The organism is Cupriavidus sp. OV096 (assembly GCF_900115455.1).
Classification (GTDB): domain Bacteria; phylum Pseudomonadota; class Gammaproteobacteria; order Burkholderiales; family Burkholderiaceae; genus Cupriavidus.
Genome location: NZ_FOWM01000001.1, coordinates 649,377 through 666,116, shown reverse-complemented (window position 1 = coordinate 666,116; position 16,740 = coordinate 649,377). Strand labels below are relative to the sequence as shown.

18 protein-coding genes are annotated in these 16,740 nt (G+C 67.3%); 3 read left to right on the top strand and 15 right to left on the bottom strand.

Annotated elements, in window-relative coordinates:
• Positions 1–44 precede the first annotated feature (44 nt).
• Positions 45–365 carry a hypothetical protein gene (locus tag BM115_RS03075; protein WP_092290450.1) on the top strand — a complete coding sequence of 107 codons (321 nt, stop codon included), beginning with the start codon at positions 45–47 and terminating at the stop codon, positions 363–365.
• A gap of 78 nt (positions 366–443) precedes the next feature.
• On the opposite strand, the gene BM115_RS03070 is transcribed toward BM115_RS03075, so the two are convergent.
• From BM115_RS03070 to BM115_RS03040, 7 genes are all read right to left on the bottom strand, one after another.
• A complete protein-coding gene (locus BM115_RS03070; protein ID WP_092290448.1) occupies positions 444–791 on the bottom strand; it encodes an FKBP-type peptidyl-prolyl cis-trans isomerase in 348 nt (115 codons plus the stop codon).
• 58 nt (positions 792–849) lie between these two features.
• Positions 850–1,398, bottom strand: coding sequence for a YaeQ family protein (locus BM115_RS03065; RefSeq protein WP_092290873.1), 549 nt, complete (start codon positions 1,396–1,398; stop codon positions 850–852).
• A 150-nt stretch (positions 1,399–1,548) separates the two neighbouring features.
• Entirely contained in the window at positions 1,549–1,857 is a 309-nt protein-coding gene (locus BM115_RS03060) for a hypothetical protein (protein ID WP_092290446.1), read from the bottom strand.
• A gap of 177 nt (positions 1,858–2,034) precedes the next feature.
• Entirely contained in the window at positions 2,035–2,619 is a 585-nt protein-coding gene (locus tag BM115_RS03055; protein ID WP_092290444.1) for a YceI family protein, read from the bottom strand.
• A gap of 1 nt (position 2,620) precedes the next feature.
• Positions 2,621–3,007: an MAPEG family protein gene (locus tag BM115_RS03050; RefSeq protein ID WP_092290442.1), complete on the bottom strand. Its 387-nt coding sequence runs from the start codon at positions 3,005–3,007 to the stop codon at positions 2,621–2,623.
• Positions 3,008–3,045: 38 nt separating this feature from the next.
• Positions 3,046–3,270: an RNA-binding S4 domain-containing protein gene (locus BM115_RS03045; protein WP_092290440.1), complete on the bottom strand. Its 225-nt coding sequence runs from the start codon at positions 3,268–3,270 to the stop codon at positions 3,046–3,048.
• A gap of 2 nt (positions 3,271–3,272) precedes the next feature.
• On the bottom strand, positions 3,273–5,030 hold the full coding sequence (locus BM115_RS03040) for a glutamine--tRNA ligase/YqeY domain fusion protein (RefSeq protein WP_092290438.1): 1,758 nt from the start codon (positions 5,028–5,030) through the stop codon (positions 3,273–3,275).
• Positions 5,031–5,271: 241 nt separating this feature from the next.
• Between BM115_RS03040 and BM115_RS03035 the strand changes: the two genes are divergently transcribed.
• The gene (locus BM115_RS03035) at positions 5,272–6,759 is read left to right on the top strand and encodes a CoA transferase (protein WP_092290436.1); all 1,488 of its coding nucleotides are present in this window, start codon (positions 5,272–5,274) and stop codon (positions 6,757–6,759) included.
• A 47-nt stretch (positions 6,760–6,806) separates the two neighbouring features.
• Here the strand turns inward: BM115_RS03035 and BM115_RS03030 are convergent, their stop codons facing one another.
• From BM115_RS03030 to BM115_RS03010, 5 genes are all read right to left on the bottom strand, one after another.
• Entirely contained in the window at positions 6,807–7,430 is a 624-nt protein-coding gene (locus BM115_RS03030) for an FMN-binding negative transcriptional regulator (RefSeq protein WP_092290434.1), read from the bottom strand.
• 45 nt (positions 7,431–7,475) lie between these two features.
• Entirely contained in the window at positions 7,476–8,093 is a 618-nt protein-coding gene (locus tag BM115_RS03025) for a pyridoxamine 5'-phosphate oxidase family protein (protein WP_092290432.1), read from the bottom strand.
• 35 nt (positions 8,094–8,128) lie between these two features.
• A complete protein-coding gene (locus tag BM115_RS03020; protein ID WP_092290430.1) occupies positions 8,129–8,989 on the bottom strand; it encodes a PhzF family phenazine biosynthesis protein in 861 nt (286 codons plus the stop codon).
• A gap of 215 nt (positions 8,990–9,204) precedes the next feature.
• Positions 9,205–10,830, bottom strand: a complete 1,626-nt coding sequence (gene ggt, locus BM115_RS03015) for a gamma-glutamyltransferase (RefSeq protein WP_092290428.1) — start codon at positions 10,828–10,830, stop codon at positions 9,205–9,207.
• A 13-nt stretch (positions 10,831–10,843) separates the two neighbouring features.
• Complete coding sequence (locus BM115_RS03010; protein ID WP_092290426.1) at positions 10,844–11,821, bottom strand: Bug family tripartite tricarboxylate transporter substrate binding protein; 978 nt, start codon at positions 11,819–11,821, stop codon at positions 10,844–10,846.
• Positions 11,822–11,968: 147 nt separating this feature from the next.
• Between BM115_RS03010 and BM115_RS03005 the strand changes: the two genes are divergently transcribed.
• On the top strand, positions 11,969–12,853 hold the full coding sequence (locus BM115_RS03005; RefSeq protein WP_092290424.1) for a LysR substrate-binding domain-containing protein: 885 nt from the start codon (positions 11,969–11,971) through the stop codon (positions 12,851–12,853).
• 13 nt (positions 12,854–12,866) lie between these two features.
• Here the strand turns inward: BM115_RS03005 and BM115_RS03000 are convergent, their stop codons facing one another.
• The 3 genes from BM115_RS03000 to BM115_RS02990 form a co-directional block, all read right to left on the bottom strand.
• Entirely contained in the window at positions 12,867–14,426 is a 1,560-nt protein-coding gene (locus tag BM115_RS03000; RefSeq protein ID WP_143093845.1) for a hypothetical protein, read from the bottom strand.
• A 311-nt stretch (positions 14,427–14,737) separates the two neighbouring features.
• A complete protein-coding gene (locus tag BM115_RS02995) occupies positions 14,738–16,240 on the bottom strand; it encodes a tripartite tricarboxylate transporter permease (protein WP_092290420.1) in 1,503 nt (500 codons plus the stop codon).
• A 13-nt stretch (positions 16,241–16,253) separates the two neighbouring features.
• Complete coding sequence (locus BM115_RS02990) at positions 16,254–16,715, bottom strand: tripartite tricarboxylate transporter TctB family protein (RefSeq protein WP_092290418.1); 462 nt, start codon at positions 16,713–16,715, stop codon at positions 16,254–16,256.
• Positions 16,716–16,740: the final 25 nt, after the last annotated feature.

Genomic DNA, 16,740 nt, shown 5'->3' with positions numbered 1-16,740 from the left:
GGCAAGTCTCTACAATGAGGGCCTGACTTCTTGGAGAACCGGTCATGGCGCGTACGCTTACCGTGGTGTTCGGCAGTGGCAAGGAATTCGATTTCACGCTTGGCGATGCCGAGCTGGCGGCCGTGACCGAGGAGGCCGCGTGGCGCTGGTTCGACCGCGAATATGCCGAACTGGACTGCCAGGCCTCGAGCCCGGTGGGCAAGGTGCTCGTCATCGACAAGATCTTGAACGTGGCCAAGTTCTCGGGCGAGAACCGTTTCAGTGGCAATGCCGAGTGGGCACAGGACTTCGCACGGCACGCCGGCCGGCTGCTGGACCGCGACAAGGTCCGCGTGGACGTGGGGAATGCGGCGATCGGGTTCTGAACCCTCGAGTTTCAGACCCCACGATGTAAAAACGGACGCCGAGGCGTCCGTTTTTATTGGGTCAGGTCAGGCCGAGGCTCAGACCGACAGCAGTTCCACTTCGAACAGCAGCGTGGCGTTCGGCGGAATCACGCCACCGGCGCCACGGGCACCGTAGCCCAGGTCGGCCGGGATCACCAGACGGCGCGTGCCGCCCACCTTCATGCCCTGCACGCCTTCGTCCCAGCCACGGATCACGTGGCCGGCGCCCAGCGGGAACACGAAGGGGTCGTTGCGGTCCTTGCTCGAATCGAACTTGCGGCCAGCCTGGTCGTTCTCGTACAGCCAGCCGGTGTAGTGCACGGTCACGTGCTGGCCTGCGCGGGCTTCGTCGCCAGCGCCGACAACGGTGTCTTCGAATTGCAGGCCGGAGGGAGTGGTTTGCATCGCAATCTTCCTGTTTTTGGTTGATGAAGCGTTATCTGGGGCTCGGGCGGCGACCCGCTCAGCCGGCGGCGCGCTGGAGCACGTCGAGCGTCAGCTGCACGTTGTGGTCGTCGTCGCTGACCCAGATCTCGGCGTCCTGGATGGTCACGGACAGGCGCATGGCGCGCTGCGCCATGCCGGCCAGTGCCTCCACGGCTTCCGACGGCACATTGTAAATGGTCACGTTGCGCAGCTTGCTGGCCTTGCCAGCCATGCCCTTCCACCATTCGCGCGCGCTGGCGCTCTGATAGGTATAGACGGTGACGCGGTCCGCGCGGGACGAGGCGCGCCGCAGCCGGGATTCGTCGGGCTGGCCGAGTTCCACCCAGTGGGCGATCTCGCCGGTCAGCGTCTTGTCCCAGAGGTCGGGTTCGTCGGGCTCGTCGAGGCCGCGCGTGAAGGTGAGGGACTCGGACGCCTCGCAGGCGAAGGCCAGCAGGCGCACCATCATCCGCGCGTCGTTCTCGGACGGATGCTGGGCGATGGTCAGCGTATGGCTGCCGTAGTAGGGCCGATCCATGTCCGATACGGACAGTTCGGCCTTGAAGATGGTGGACTTGAGCGCCATGGAATCACGGGAAATGCGGGCTCGCGCCGGCCACGGGATGCCATCCGGCACGGCGCGCGAAGGCCGCATCATACGTGATCCGCGTGGGCAGGCGATGGAAAACCATCGCCCGAAGGTGCGTTGGCGCTCGGAGCCCGGGCGGGCCTTCGCTCAGGACTTGCGCTTGTGGCTGACCCAGAAGCGCAGCACCGCCGACACCAGCACGAGCGCCAGGAACGCGGCGGCCGCCACCAGCGCGAGCCCGGCCTTGCTGTTGATCTGGCCTTCGAGCGCCACGCTGACCAGCAGCGTGCCGACCATGACGGCTAGCAGCGGCAGCAGCAGGGCGCCACGGCCATAGGTCTGGTAGGCCCAGAGCGGGAATTTGCGGACGGTTTGGGCAGGGACGCTGCAGGCCAGGCAGGCGCCGGCTGCGGCCAGGGACGCCGCAACGACGTCTCCGACGTGAATAGTGATCATCTCGACTCGCGAATCGCCGGATACGCTGGGGGCGGAACGCGGCAGGATGGGAACGGGCAAGGCGCTGATTTTACTGAAATTTTTCCCGGCAAAGGTGACGCGGGGTCGTCATCGGGCTCGATATCGGCGATCGATTTCCCCTATTCAGGATGGCGGCGCGCTGCCGTCCGCCCCGGGCTACTGCGCGGGCGTCGCTTCGACGGAAATGTGGAGCGTCACGGTATCGCCGACGTCGGGCAGGAACCGTGTCATGCCGAAGGCACTTCTGGGCAGGCTGGCGTGGAAATCTCCGCCGCAGACGTCCCGGCCCACGCCGAACAGCACCACGCGCCCGCAGCTGAAGCGGTCCGCCTCCAGCCGCAGCGGCCGGGTCACGCCCAGCAGCGACACCTGACCCTCCACGGCTACGAGCTTGCCGCCTTCCACGACGAACCGGTTGCCCTGGAAGCGCGCGACCGGAAAATTCTGGGCATCGAAGAATTGTGGCGAACGCAGCACGCCATCGAGGCTGCGATTGCCGGTGTCGACCGACTCGGTATCCACCGTGAAGTCGATTGACCCCGCCCCGGTGGCCGGGTCATAGACGATGCGGCCATCCAGCTTGTTGAAGCGGCCGCGCACCGTGGTGCGGTCGAAATGGCTCGCGCCGAAGTAGGCCGCGGTGTGGGTGGGATCGACGTTGTAGTTCACGGGCGCCGCCCAGGCCGGGAGGCTGGCACCTGCCAGGGCGCCAACGAGGGCAGCGATCAGCAGGGGCCGCATGTCAGTGGACGAACACCGGCAGCAGGAACAGCCCGATCACCGTCAGCAAGCCGATGGTCCAGCACAGCGTGCGCAGCGTGGCCCGGTCGGTCAGGTAGCAGACCGTATAGAGAATGCGGGCGACGACGAACACCACCGCCAGTTCGTCGATCCGAGCCTGCGGCGCGCTCATGTGCGTGGCAATCAACACGCCGGCCGCGAAGAACGGGAAGGCCTCGAAGTGGTTACGGTGGGCGAGGTCGGCGCGCCGCGCCCGCCCACTCTGCTTCTCCAGCCAGCCTCGCGGGTCGTGGTTATCGAAGCCGCCACGCCCGCCTGCCTTGGCGATGGCCACCGTCAGTACGGGCAGCAATCCCGCCACCAGCACACACCAGAACGCAATCGGCATATCGGTCCTTTGTGTCCCTTCGGTTCTCGGGTTCTATATCAGGCGGCCACCACCTTGATGCGCACGCCGGCCATGGTCACCACCTGCCCGGCGCGGATCTTGGCGGTCTTGCGCGACTCGGCCGCGCCATCCACCGAGACCTCGCCGGCCGCCACCAGCGCCTTGCCGGCGCCGCCGCTGTCACAGACGCCGGCCAGCTTCAGCAGGTCGTTCAGGGCGATGAACTCGCCCTCGAGCGGAAATTTGATCGTTTGTGTCGTCATCGTCACTTGCCCCAGCTATCTTTCAGGCCAACCGTGCGATTGAAGACGGGCTTGCCCGGCTGCGAATCGGTACGGTCTGCCACGAAGTAGCCGTGACGCTCGAACTGGAAGCGGTCTTCCGGCTTGGCGTCGCGCAGGCCCGGCTCCAGGTAGGCCTTGACCACCTTCTTGGAATCCGGGTTCAGCGCCTCGAGGAAGTTCTTGCCGCCGGCGTCGGGGTTCGGGTCGTTGAACAGGCGGTCGTACAGGCGCACTTCGGCTTCGACCGCATGCGGCGCGCTGACCCAGTGGATGTTGCCCTTGACCTTGACGCTGTCCGCGCCCGGCGTGCCGCTCTTGGTTTCCGGCAGGTAGTTCGCGTGCACGGCCACCACATTGCCGTCCGCGTCCTTGTCCACGCCCGTGCACTCGATCACGTAGCCGTAGCGCAGGCGCACCTTGTTACCCGGGAACAGCCGGAAGTAGCCCTTGGGCGGCGTCTCGGTAAAGTCGTCGCGCTCGATCCACAGTTCGCGCGAGATGGGGAACACGCGGCGGCCCAGTTCGGGCTGCTTGGGGTGCACCGGCGCCGAGCATTCCTCGGTCTGGCCTTCCGGGTAGTTGTCCAGGATCAGCTTGACCGGGTCGAGCACGCCCACGCTGCGCGGGGCGCGCGCGTCAAGGTCGTCGCGCACGGCGCCTTCCAGCGTGCTCATGTCGATCCAGCTATCGGCCTTCGACACGCCCACGCGGTCGCAGAACAGCTGGATCGATTCCGGCGTATAGCCCCGGCGGCGGATGCCGACGATGGTGGGCATGCGCGGATCGTCCCAGCCGTCCACGCGGTTTTCGTCCACCAGCTGCTTGAGCTTGCGCTTGCTGGTGATGGCGTAGGTCAGGTTCAGGCGCGCGAACTCGTACTGGTGCGGCAGCGGGTCGCGGAACACGCCGGCTTCGCGCAGGTGCTGGAGCACCCAGTCGTACAGCGGGCGGTTGTTCTCGAACTCCAGCGTGCACAGCGAATGCGTGATGTTCTCGATCGCGTCCGAGATGCAGTGCGTGAAGTCGTACATCGGGTAGATGCACCACGCATCGCCGGTACGGTGGTGATGGGCGTGGCGGATGCGGTAGAGCACCGGGTCGCGCAACACGATGTTCGGTGCGGTCATGTCGATCTTGGCGCGCAGTACGTGCTCGCCATCGCCGTACTTGCCGGCGCGCATGTCGCGGAACAGCGCGAGGTTCTCTTCCACCGTGCGGTCGCGGAACGGCGAGGGCTTGCCCGGCTCGGAGAAGTTGCCACGCGTGGCGGCGATCTGCTCGGCGGTCTGGCTGTCCACATAGGCGGCGCCGCGCTCGATCAGCGTTTCCGCAAAGGCGTACAGTTGCTCGAAGTAGTCGCTGGCGTAGTACAGGTGCGGCTTGCCGCCCGGCGCTTTGGCGTCCCACGAGAAGCCGAGCCAGTGCACGGCGTCGATGATCGAGTCGACGTACTCGGTGTCTTCCTTGACCGGATTGGTGTCATCGAAGCGCAGGTGGCACTGGCCGGCGTAGTCGCGCGCCAGGCCGAAGTTCACACAGATGCTCTTGGCGTGGCCGATGTGCAGGTAGCCGTTCGGCTCCGGCGGGAAGCGCGTGATGACCGGCGGCAGCGCGGCGCCCTGGGTGTCCGTCCGCCCGGCGTAGGTGCCCGCGGCCAGATCCTGGTCGATGATGCTGCGCAGGAAGTTCGAGGAGGCCGGGTTGTCGGTCTTGTCGGTAGGCTTGTTGTCTTGGCTCATGGTGGCGCCGCGTCGCACGCGGCCAATGGCATGGTGTGGGGCCCCGGGACGTGCTCCGGCTCCCCTTGTTCGGTGGAATGGCGGGATTTTACCGTGCCTGCGGGGCAACCCGGCGGTGCGCCGCTATTTTCAGAATCGGCTCACAGCGCGGTGGCCACAAGTGGTGCAGAATCCACGGCAGGTCATCGCATGCCGCCATCGTGGCATGAAAAGGTTGGGCCATGTTGCGGGAACACAACCCATGAACACTGCTTCCTCTCCTGATTCGTCCGTCCCGGCCATTTCGGCCGGTTCGTCAGCCTCGGCCACCTTGCCGGCGGACGCCCTGGCCGGTCTCTGGCACGGCGCCGGCCTGCCGCCCGAGGCGCTTGCGCACCTGGCGCTGACCGGTGCGGACCCCATCCTGCCATCGAGCTTCGCCGTGGGCACGGCGGCGCAGGCCAGCCTCGGGGCGTCCGCGCTGGCTGCGGCGGGGCTCTGGGCGCAGCGCACGGACCGCTGGCAGGACGTGGCGGTGGACATGCGCCACGCGCTGGCGGAATTCCGCAGCGAGCGCTACCTGCGCGTGAACGGCGGGCCGGCGCCCGAACTCTGGGACAAGATCGCCGGCCTGTACCCGTGTGGCGACGGGCGTTGGGTCCGGCTGCACACCAATTTCCCCCATCACCGCGACGGCGTGCTGCGCCTGCTCCAGTGCGCGCACACCAAGGACGCGGTGCGCGCGGCGCTGGGCCGATGGGAGGCCGAGGCGTTCGAGTCCGCCGCGTCGGACGCCGGGCTCGTGGTGGCCGCCATGCGGCCCTATGACACCTGGCGCGCGCACCCGCAGGCGCAGGCCATTGCCGGGCTGCCGCCGGTGACGATCGAGAAGATCGGCGAGGCGCCGCCCCAGCCCCTGCCGCCGCTGGCGGACCATGCCGAGATCAATGTCGATGCCCGCCCGCTGACCGGCGTGCGCGTGCTCGATTTCACGCGGATCATCGCCGGCCCGGTGGCGGGGCGCACGCTGGCCGCGCATGGCGCCGATGTGCTGCTGGTGACGGCCGCGCACCTGCCGGCCATCGCGCCGCTGGTGATCGACACCGGGCGCGGCAAGCGCTCCTGCCAGCTTGATCTGCGCGACCCGGACGACAAGCGCACGCTGCACAAGCTGCTGCATGGCGCCGATGTGGTGGTGCAGGGCTATCGCCCGGGCGGGCTGGCCGAACTGGGCGCCGGCCCGGAGGCCGCGGCGCGGGCGCGGCCCGGCATCGTCTATGTGTCGTTGTCGGCCTACGGGCACGTGGGGCCGTGGGCGGGCAAGCGCGGCTTCGATTCGCTCGTGCAGACGGCCACCGGCTTCAACGACGACGAGGCGCGGGCGGCTGGCAGTGCCGAGCCGAAGCCACTGCCGGCCCAGGTGCTCGACCACGCGGCTGGCTACCTGCTGGCCTTCGGCGCGATGGCCGCGCTGCACCGGCGCGCGGTGGAGGGCGGAAGCTGGCACGTGCGGGTGTCGCTGGCGCAGGTGGGGCAATGGCTGCGTGGGCTGGGCCGCGTGCCGGAGGGCTGGCGCGTGCCGGACCCGCATTTCGACGAGATGTCGGACCAGCTGGAGGTAGAGGAGTCGGGGTTTGGCGAGCTGACCGTGGTGCGCCATGCCGCCCGGCTGTCCGAGACGCCCGCGCACTGGGCGCTGCCCTCGGTGCCGCTCGGCACCCACGCGCCGGAGTGGCTGCGGCGTGGGTGAATTTTCTCCCCTCTCCCTTTGGGAGAGGGGAGCAAGACAACGGACCGTCAGTTCGCGCCGGTCAGCCTTGCCATCCAGTCGGCCATGTCCTGCTCGATGGCGGAGCCGGCGCGCTGGGCTTCCAGGATCCGGGCGCGGTCGGTGGCGGGGCGGTTCTGGCTTAGCTTGAACTTGCCTTCCACGCGCGTCGGCACCAGCCGCAGCCCGACGATGGCGCCTAGCATCTTCTGCTGGAAATCCTCGGGCAGGTCGCGCCACTGCTGGGCGTAGCCCGGCTCGTTGCGGCCGATCAGCCGCTTGAGCAGGGCATCCTTGTCAGTGGCGTCGTGGACCGTGGTGATCTCGCCGTAGACATGCACGGCCACGTAGTTCCAGGTCGGCACGGACAGCTTCTGTTCATAGAGCGACGGCGACACGTAGCCATGCGGTCCCTGGAACACGAGCAGCGCGCGCGGGGTCTGCTCGAGCCACTTCCAGTGCGGATTGGCACGTGCGACGTGCCCCTCGATGCGCCAGCCGCCCTCGGACGCCCGCTCCGCCACCACGGGCAGGTGCGTGGCGAACGGCAGGCCATCCGCATCGGTGCCGACCAGCGTGGCGAAGGCGTAGCGGCGCATGACCTCGTCGATCAGGTCAGGGTTGTCGCTGGCGAAGTGGGACGGCATGTACATGGCAGATTCTCTTTTTGTGGGGGTGGGGCAGGCCGTGAGTACCGGCTAGTACAGCGTCTTGCGCATGCGCTCGGGCAGTTCGCGGTCGTACGTGGCGCCGTCGATGGCGTTCTTGCTCAGTTCGGCGACCATGGTGCCCGTGCTCGGCAGGCGCTCGCGCGGAATCTGGGTCTCGGGCGACCACAGCGCCGAGCGCACGAGGGCGCGGGCGCATTGGAAGAATACCGAGCGGATCGAGATCACCAGCACCGTGGTCGGCGCCTTGCCGTCATGCACGCAGCGCGCGATCAGCGCGGGGTCGGTCGAGATCTTCGCCACGCCGCTTACACGCAGCGTTTCGTTGACGCCCGGCACCAGGAACAGCAGGCCCACGCGCGGGTCGTTGACGATATTGCGCAGGCTGTCGATGCGGTTGTTGCCGCGCCGGTCCGGCAGCAGCAGCGTGCGGTCGTCCAGCACCTGCACGAAGCCGGGCTGGTCCCCGCGTGGCGAGCAGTCGCCGCCGTGCGCGTTCATCGTGGACAGCAGGCAGAACGGCGAGGCATCCACGAAGGCGCGGTAGTGCGGGTGCAGGTAGTCGACTTCCTTGGCCAGCGAGGCGCCGGCCGGCTCCGCGTACAGCGTTTCGAGGTCGGCGAGCGCGGCAATGTCGTGTGAGGTCATGGCGGAGAGGGGGGGAGGCGGGGGATCGAATCTTGTCAGATCGTAATAGTGCCACGTCCGATCTCGACCACGCGGCCGCCCACGCGGATCGCGCCATCGGTGGTCACGGCGAGGTCCAGCCGGCAGCGGCGGTCGACCTGTTCGCCCTGATCCACCTCGTACGTGGCCGGCAGCGCGTGACCCGTGGCCAGCAGCCAGCCGCCGAGGTTGGCGCAGGCCGAGCCGGTGCCCGGGTCTTCGGCCACGCCGCCGCCCTGCTTGGTGAAGAAGTAGCGCACGAGCACCTTGCCGGGCTGCGTCGGGTCGAAGGCGAACACATAGGCGGTCTTGCGGCCCAGGCTGCTCTGCGGCCACTGGTCGAGCCGGCTGCTGTCGGGTGCGGCGCGGCGCACGGCGTCCGGCGTCTTCAGCGGCACCAGCAACTGGTCGGCGCCGGTATCCACCCACATCGGCGAGCCGGCCAGATCGTCGGCGGACAGGCCCAGCAGGGAGGCCATGTCGGCATCGGGCAGGCCAGCCGGTGCGGTGCGCGGGGCGCCCTCGTGCGGCGCGGTCAGGGTCCAGCGGTCGCCGGCGGCGGTCACCGGTACCAGGCCGGCCTTGAATTCGAGGGTGAGCGCATCCCCGGTTTTTGCGAGGTCGCGCACCACATGGGCCGTGCCCAGCGTCGGGTGACCGGCGAAACGCATCTCGTAGCCCGGGGTGAAGATCCGCACGGCCGCCGTCGCGCGCTCGGACGGCAGCACGAAGGTGGTCTCTGAGAGGTTGAATTGCAGCGCCAGCGCCTGCATCGTGGCGTCGTCCAGGCCGCGCGCGTCCTCGAACACACAGAGGGGATTGCCGCCAAGCGTGGTCTCGGCGAAGACGTTGACGATGCGGAAGGCGTAGGAGGCCATGGCGGGAACGGGCAGGAAATTGGACGAATTGCCAGTGTAGTGCGCACGGCGCGGCGCACCATGCACAGTTCCACGCGCCGCGAACAGAACAGTTGGCGCGCCGCCCGGCCGTCGGCCATGGAAAAAGGCGCCAGGGTTGCCCCTTGGCGCCTTGCAGGACGGCTACTGCGGTACGGCGGTACTGCGGTGCTTCTCTATATATATAGTGCGGTCGATCAGAAGCCCACGGCCTGGCCGTCGCGGCGACTGTCGCTGGCGGCCACGTAGCCCTGTTCGGCATCGTCGGACAGGCGCCAGATGAACTGGCCGGAGCCGAAGTCCATGTAGGGGTCGTTCACGGACTTGAGCTGGTGGCCACGATCCTTCAGGCCGGCCACGGTGGTCGGGTCCATCGTGCCTTCCACGTCGAGCGTGAAGTCACGGTTGACCTTCCAGCGCGGCGCGCAGCAGGCGGCCTGCGGTTGCTGGTCGTAGTCGAGCATGCGCACCACGGTCTGCACGTGGCCCTGCGGCTGCATGTCGCCGCCCATCACGCCGAAGCTCATCACCGGCTGGCCGTCCTTGGTCAGGAAGGCCGGGATGATGGTGTGGAACGGGCGCTTGCCGCCAGCCACCACGTTGGCGGACTTCGGATCCATCGAGAAACCCACGCCACGGTTCTGCAGGCTGATGCCGGTGTTCGGCACCACCACGCCCGAGCCGAAGCCCATGTAGTTCGACTGGATGAACGAGATCATCATGCCGTTCTCGTCGGCGGCGGTCAGGTAGATCGTGCCGCCGGTCTTCGGCATGCCAGGCGTGAACGGCGTGGCGCGCTGCATGTTGATCAGCTTGGCGCGGGACTTCAGGTAGGCCGGATCCAGCATCTGCTCGGGCGTGACTTCCATCGTGCGCGGGTCGGCCACGTAGCGGTAGAGGTCGGCGAAGGCCAGCTTCATCGCCTCGATCTGCAGATGCTGCGAGTCCACCGAGTCCACCGGCAGCGAGCCGACGTCGAACTGGTCGAGGATGCCCAGCGCGATCAGCGCGGCAATGCCCTGGCCGTTCGGCGGAATCTCGTGCACGTCGTAGCCGCGATAGGACTGGCTGATCGGCTTGACCCAGTCCGGGCGATAGTTGCGCAGGTCGTCCAGCGTCATCGCCGCGCCGCATTCCTTGCTGAAGGCGGCGATCTTCTCGGCGATCTCGCCTTCATAGTAGGCGCGGCCCTTGGTGGCGCCGATCTTGCGCAGGGTGTCGGCGGCGGCCTTGAAGACGAACTTCTCACCCACGTTCGGCGCGCGGCCATGCGGCATGAAGGTGTCGGCGAAGCCCGGCTGGGTCTTCAGGTCCGGCACGGCGGTGGCCCACTTGTGCGCTACCACGGGCGGCACGGCGTAGCCGCGCTCGGCGATCTCGATCGCCGGCTCCATCAGGTCTTCGAACGGCAGCTTGCCGAACTTCTCGTGCAGCGCGGCCCAGCCGGCCACCATGCCCGGCACGGTGACCGCATCCCAGCCGCGGATCGGGCGATTGGCGAGGCCGTTGCCGTCCACGCCGTACTTGTTCTTGAAGTACTCGGGGTTCCAGGCGGCCGGGGCCACGCCCGACGAGTTCAGGCCGTGGAGTTCCTTGCCGTCCCAGAGAATCGCGAAGGCGTCGCTGCCCAGGCCGCACGAGACCGGCTCCACCAGCGTGATGGCGGCGGCAGCGGCGATGGCCGCATCGACGGCATTGCCGCCCTTGAGCAGCATGCGCAGGCCGGCCTGCGCCGCCAGCGGGTGCGAGGTGGAGACCACGTTGCGCGCGAACAGCGGAATGCGCACGGTGGGGTATGGGTTGGTCCAGTTGAAGTTCTTCATGGTTGTCTCTCTCTTAGTCCACCTGAATCTTGCGATCCTTGATCAGCTTGCCCCAGCGGGCGCTGTCCTTCTTGACCATGGCCGCGAACTGCGCTGGCGTGCCGCCGACCGGTTCGGCGCCGAGCTTGCCCAGGCGGTCGCGCACGTCCTGCGACTGGATCGCCTTGTTGAACTCGGCGTTGAGCCGGGTGACCACGTCAGCCGGCAGCCCCTTGGGGCCGTAGATGCCGAACCACGTGTCCGACTCGAAGCCCGGCAGGCCCGATTCGCTGGCCGTCGGCAGGTCCGGCGCCAGCGGCGAGCGCTTGAGGCTGGTCACGGCCAGCGCCTTGAGCTTGCCGTCCTTCACGTGCGGCATGCCGGAGACGATGCTGTCGAACAGCACCTGCACCTTGTTCGAGATCAGATCCGGCACCGCCAGCGCCGTGCCGCGATACGGGATATGGGTGATGAACACGCCGGCCTGCGCCTTGAACGCCTCGGCGGTCAGGTGCACCACGGTGCCGTTGCCGCTGGAGGCGTAGTTCAGCTCGCCCGGATGCTTCTTGGCGTAGTCGATCAGCTCCTTCACATTCTTCACCGGGAGCTGGTTCGGCACCACCAGCACGTTGGTGGCCACGGCTACCTGGCCGATCGGCGTGAAGTCGGTCTCGGTGTTGTACGGCAGGTGCGTATTGATATAGGGGCCGATCGAGTGCGTGCTGGTCGTGGCGATCAGCAGCGTGTAGCCGTCGGCGGGGGCCTTGGCGGCCATGTCGGAGCCGATGGCGCCACCCGCGCCCGGACGGTTATCCACCACGATCTGCTGGCCCATGTTGGTGCCCACCTTCTGGGCGATCGCGCGCGCCAGCAGGTCGGTGGCGCCGCTGGCCGGGAACGGCACGATCAGCCGGATCGGCTTGGACGGATACGTATCCGCGTGCGACGGCGCGGCAACCAGGGTCAGGCTCGTGGTAAGGCCGATGCCGAGCAGGCGTAGCCAGGAAGTCATTCTTCTTCTCCGATGCGGATAACGGGCAGGCAGGCAGGAAAAACCGAGCCAAATCAAGGCTCGCCCATCATTATTCCGCGCGCCGAGTCACAATGAAAGCTAATATTCCTTTTGTGATCAACAAGAAAACCTTGTGAATCGACTCACATGAGTACCATCCGATTTCTCCGCACCTTCGTCGCCGTGGCCGAGCAGGGCTCGTTTGCCGCCGCCGCCGGCCGCGTGGCGCTGACGCAGGCGGCGGTCAGCCTGCAGATGCGCTCGCTCGAACAGGAACTGCGCCGTGAACTGTTCGACCGCAGCGGGCGGGTGGCCGTGCTGAACGCGGACGGCCGCGAACTGCTGCCGCAGGCGCGCCGGCTGCTGGCGCTGTACGAGGAAATGCGCCTGCCACAGGGGGGCGCCGAGGATATGGCGGGCGCCGTGGCGGTGGGGGCGGTAGTGTCGGTGATGGGCGGGCTGTCGCACGTGGTGGCGCGGCTCAAGCGGGCCTATCCGGCGCTGGACGTGCGGCTGGTCGGCGCCAAGTCCATCGATCTGGCCGAGCAGGTGGAAAGTGGCGAACTGGACGCCGCGTTCCTGGTGGAGGGCGCGGGCCGGCCCGCCGGCACGCTGCGCTGGACGCCGCTCTACCAGGAGCCGCTGGTGGCGATTGCCGCGCGCGGCAGCCCCGGCGAGACCGCGCGCGAGGCGCTGGCCGCCAATCCCTTCCTTCGGTTCGACCGGGGCCAGCGCACCGGCGCGCTGGTGGAGCGGGCGCTGCGGCGCGCGCACCTGCGCACCAACGAGTTCCTCGAACTGAATTCGATCGAGGCGCTGGTGGAACTGGTGCGGCAGGAGGTGGGGGTGACGGTGGTGCCGCTGCTGCGGCTGGCGCGCTGGCACGAGGATCCCGCGCTGCGCCTGCTGCCGCTGCAGGCGGGCGGCGAGCCCGTGGTGCGCACGCTCGGCATGCTTGAGCGGCGCGACCACGGCCGCGCCCATGTCACGGAGGCGATCCGGTCAGCCTGCGAGGCGCTGTTCGCCAGCTAGGCGTAGTGGGCGGCTATGGCCGGTCGGCGCCCGCGCGACGGGATGCCTGATGTGTCGATGGCTGCACATGTGCCGGGGTGGCTGCCATCCCGCGTGGGGATGACCCCGGCCGCCGCGGCGGCGCCGTCGCGGCCAGGATATGCCGTAGCGACAGCAGCATCCCGGCCAGGAACAGCAAGGTCCAGAGCGTGCCCGCCGCCTTGCCGGCCGGGGACAGCTCGACCAGCCGCATCGCGAAGAGGTCCGGGAAGCGCCGCGCGGCATCGGTCATGGCGGTCTTGGGGTCGTTGGTCTTGGGGAACACCAGCGGCTCGCCGGCCAGGCTCATCTGGATGCCGGTCCAGACGCCGATGTGCTGGTAGGGCAGGGCCGAGTTCTGCGGCCGCGCGCCGGGGAACTCGCCCACGATCACATGCCAGTTGATCAGCGTGGGCGCCAGGTTGAGCAGGAACGAGATGACCAGCAGCGGCACCGCCGTGCGCCGGGCGTGCTGCCACATCCATTGCAGCGCCGGGGCCGCCGCGAAGAACAGCACCGGCAGCAGCGGCACCATGTAGCGGGGGCCCCAGCCGAAATGCCCCCAGTTCTTCATGTGCGCGATCATCAGCAGGTAGCAGACCCCGGACGCCAGCGCCGCGTACAGCAGGTGCTTCTGGCGCGCGGGCAGCGTGTGGCGCATCTTGAATACGAACAGGGCCAGCAGCAGCACCGGCGCGAACAGGAACAGGCCCATGTTGGGGCTGGCCAGCAGGCCGAGCAGGCCGGTCAGCGGGTTGCCGTTGAGCGCGAGGCTGTCCGAGAGGTGCAGGTCGGCGGCGATGGCGGGGCGCAGGAACAGGCCGGTGCGGATGTGGTTGTAGTAGAAGGCGGGCAGCATGGTGATGCCGAGCGCCACCAGCAGCACCGCAAAGCCGGTCTTGTGGCGCGCGCGCTCCATCCACAGCAGCCAGAGCACGCCCATGCCGAAGAACGGCAGCAGTGAGTAGCGGAACGAGCAGGCCAGCCCGAGGGCCACGCCGGCGGCCACGAAGACCCACAGCGACGTGGGCGGCCGCAGCGCGCGGGCCATGAAGTACAGCCAGGCGCAGAGGCTGGCCGCAGCCGGGGTCACATCCCAGGCCGTCTTGGCGTAGGGCATGAAGGTCGTGCCGGCGTAGAACACCAGCGCCAGCCCGAAGGCCGCGCGGGCGGAGCAGAACTCGCGCATCAGCAGGAACATGAAGATCACGCCGAGCGTGTTGTACGCCGCGTAGACGAACGAGGTGATCAGCTTGCCATACGTGCGGCCAACGTAGCGGTCGCGTACCAGGTGGTAGGAGTCGATATCGTCGAGCGCCTCGTCGATCAGGGCGCCGGGCATCATCAGCAGCAGCGCGCCCACGTCGTGGGGTTCGTAGTAGAGGCCGTCAGGGCCCTTGTTCCAGTACGTCAGCAGGGGCGGATTGACCGGACTGCCGAGCTGCCCCGTGGCCGCCAGCAACTGCGCTGAACGGTATTGCTCGCCCGCGTCGCCGCTAGCCAGCCGTCCGCTGGACAGCAGCATGGCGAGGCTGAAGAAAAACACAATGACCAAGGCGGTGACCATCCCGGCGGGCGTCGTGGCAGACCCGTGGGACAACCCGTGCGGTCGATGGCTTGCGGTACGCATCATGGCAAGTCCTCTGGGCGCATGTAAGGGAGGGAATACACGCGCATGTTGCCGGGACGCCGGGGCACCTTATGTACGTTCCGACACCAATCGCACCATTGCCATTGCCGCCAACAATGACCATCGCGCATGCCGCATGGCCATTGGCGTTTCAGGAAGAAAGCGCATAAAAAAAGGGCGCCATAAGGCGCCCTGAGCTTGCGTTGTGTGGCCGGTACCCCCGGCCAGGGTAAGCCTTATTCTTCCTGGAACGCTTCTTCGCGCTTGGACTTGATCGACGGCATCGCCACGATCGCCACCAGGATCGCCGCGGCGATCAGCAGGCCCATCGACAGCGGGCGCGTCACGAACACGGTGAAGTCACCACGCGACAGCAGCAGCGAGCGGCGGAAGTTCTCTTCCATCATCGGTCCGAGCACGAAGCCGAGCAGCAGCGGCGCCGGTTCGCACTTGAGCTTGATGAACAGATAGCCGATCACGCCGAAGGCCGCGGTCTGGAACACGTCGAACGTGGTGTTCTGGACCGAGTACACGCCGATGCAGCAGAACGTCAGGATGGCCGGGTACAGGAAGCGGTACGGCACCTTGAGCAGCTTGACCCAGATACCGATCATCGGCAGGTTCAGGATGATCAGGATGAAGTTGCCGATCCACATCGAGGCGATCAGGCCCCAGAACAGCGCCGGGTTGCTGGTCATGACCTGCGGACCGGGCTGGATGTTGTGGATGGTCATCGCGCCTACCATCAGCGCCATCACGGCGTTGGGCGGAATGCCCAGCGTCAGCAGCGGGATGAAGGAGGTCTGTGCCGCGGCGTTGTTGGCCGATTCCGGACCCGCCACGCCTTCGATGGCGCCCTTGCCGAACTCATGCGCGTACTTCGAGGTCTTCTTCTCGAGCGAGTAGGCCGCGAACGAGGCCAGTGCCGCACCGCCGCCCGGGAGGATACCCAGCGCCGAACCCAGGGCCGTGCCACGCAGGATGGCCGGGATCATGCGCTTGAAGTCTTCCTTGGTCGGGAACAGGTTGGTCACATGATCCGTGAACGTCTCGCGGTGTTCCTTCTGCTCCAGGTTCGCGATGATTTCCGCGAAACCGAACACACCCATGGCCACCGACACGAAGTTCAGGCCGTCGGTCAGCTCGGGGACGTCGAACGAGAAGCGCGCCGCGCCCGAGTTCACGTCGGTACCGACCAGGCCCAGCAGCAGGCCCAGCACGATCATCGAGATGGCCTTTACCAGCGAGCCCGAAGCCAGTACCACGGCACCGATCAGGCCGAGCACCATCAGCGAGAAGTATTCGGCGGGACCGAACTTGAACGCCAGTTCCGACAGCGGGGCCGCGAAAGCAGCCAGGATCAGCGTGGCCACGCAACCAGCGAAGAACGAACCGAGACCGGCAGTGGCTAGCGCCACCCCGGCCCTGCCTCGCCTCGCCATCTGATAGCCATCGATGGTGGTCACCACCGACGACGATTCACCCGGCAGGTTCACCAGAATTGCCGTGGTGGAGCCACCGTACTGGGCGCCGTAGTAGATACCGGCCAGCATGATCAGCGCCGCCACCGGGGGCAGCGTGTAGGTCACCGGCAGCAGCATGGCGATCGTGGCCAGGGGCCCGAGGCCCGGCAGCACGCCGATCAGGGTCCCGAGAATACAGCCCGCGAAGGCGTATGCCAGGTTCTGGAAGGTCAGGGCGGTGGAGAAGCCCAGACCAAGGTTGGTCAACAGTTCCATTTCGGCCGTCTCCTCAGTTCGCCAGGAAAGCCGGCCACACCGGCATCTGCAGGTTGATGCCGTACACGAAGGCGCCCAGGCTGATCACCACGAGGATGATCGAGTTGAGGATAGCTCCCTTCCAGCTGAATTCATGGCTGGCCATCGAGGAGACCAGCACCAGTACGAGCACCGACAGCACCATGCCAAGCGGCTTGAGCAGCAGGCCGAACAACACCACGGCACCCAGGATCCACAGCAGGCTCTTGATATCCCAGCGGGCCAGCTGGTCTTCCTCGCCCTTGGACGACAACGATCCCCACAGGACTAGCGCGCCAAGTATGGCGAGCACGATGCCGAGCCAGAACGGGAAGTATCCCGGTCCCATCTTGGCGGCCGTTCCCATGGAATAGCCACGGGCGACGAAGGAAAAGCCGAATCCGACCAGGACAAACATCAGGCCGGAGGCAAAGTCCTTTTGGCTACGTATGCGCAAAATGATTCTCCTCGATATAAAGCTT

Coding starts and splice junctions, on each gene's coding strand:
- BM115_RS03075 (WP_092290450.1), top strand. CDS start 45: ATGGCGCGTACGCTTACCGTGGTGTTCGGCAGTGGCAAGGAATTCGAT.
- BM115_RS03070 (WP_092290448.1), bottom strand. CDS start 791: ATGCAAACCACTCCCTCCGGCCTGCAATTCGAAGACACCGTTGTCGGC.
- BM115_RS03065 (WP_092290873.1), bottom strand. CDS start 1,398: ATGGCGCTCAAGTCCACCATCTTCAAGGCCGAACTGTCCGTATCGGAC.
- BM115_RS03060 (WP_092290446.1), bottom strand. CDS start 1,857: ATGATCACTATTCACGTCGGAGACGTCGTTGCGGCGTCCCTGGCCGCA.
- BM115_RS03055 (WP_092290444.1), bottom strand. CDS start 2,619: ATGCGGCCCCTGCTGATCGCTGCCCTCGTTGGCGCCCTGGCAGGTGCC.
- BM115_RS03050 (WP_092290442.1), bottom strand. CDS start 3,007: ATGCCGATTGCGTTCTGGTGTGTGCTGGTGGCGGGATTGCTGCCCGTA.
- BM115_RS03045 (WP_092290440.1), bottom strand. CDS start 3,270: ATGACGACACAAACGATCAAATTTCCGCTCGAGGGCGAGTTCATCGCC.
- BM115_RS03040 (WP_092290438.1), bottom strand. CDS start 5,030: ATGAGCCAAGACAACAAGCCTACCGACAAGACCGACAACCCGGCCTCC.
- BM115_RS03035 (WP_092290436.1), top strand. CDS start 5,272: ATGAACACTGCTTCCTCTCCTGATTCGTCCGTCCCGGCCATTTCGGCC.
- BM115_RS03030 (WP_092290434.1), bottom strand. CDS start 7,430: ATGTACATGCCGTCCCACTTCGCCAGCGACAACCCTGACCTGATCGAC.
- BM115_RS03025 (WP_092290432.1), bottom strand. CDS start 8,093: ATGACCTCACACGACATTGCCGCGCTCGCCGACCTCGAAACGCTGTAC.
- BM115_RS03020 (WP_092290430.1), bottom strand. CDS start 8,989: ATGGCCTCCTACGCCTTCCGCATCGTCAACGTCTTCGCCGAGACCACG.
- ggt (WP_092290428.1), bottom strand. CDS start 10,830: ATGAAGAACTTCAACTGGACCAACCCATACCCCACCGTGCGCATTCCG.
- BM115_RS03010 (WP_092290426.1), bottom strand. CDS start 11,821: ATGACTTCCTGGCTACGCCTGCTCGGCATCGGCCTTACCACGAGCCTG.
- BM115_RS03005 (WP_092290424.1), top strand. CDS start 11,969: ATGAGTACCATCCGATTTCTCCGCACCTTCGTCGCCGTGGCCGAGCAG.
- BM115_RS02995 (WP_092290420.1), bottom strand. CDS start 16,240: ATGGAACTGTTGACCAACCTTGGTCTGGGCTTCTCCACCGCCCTGACC.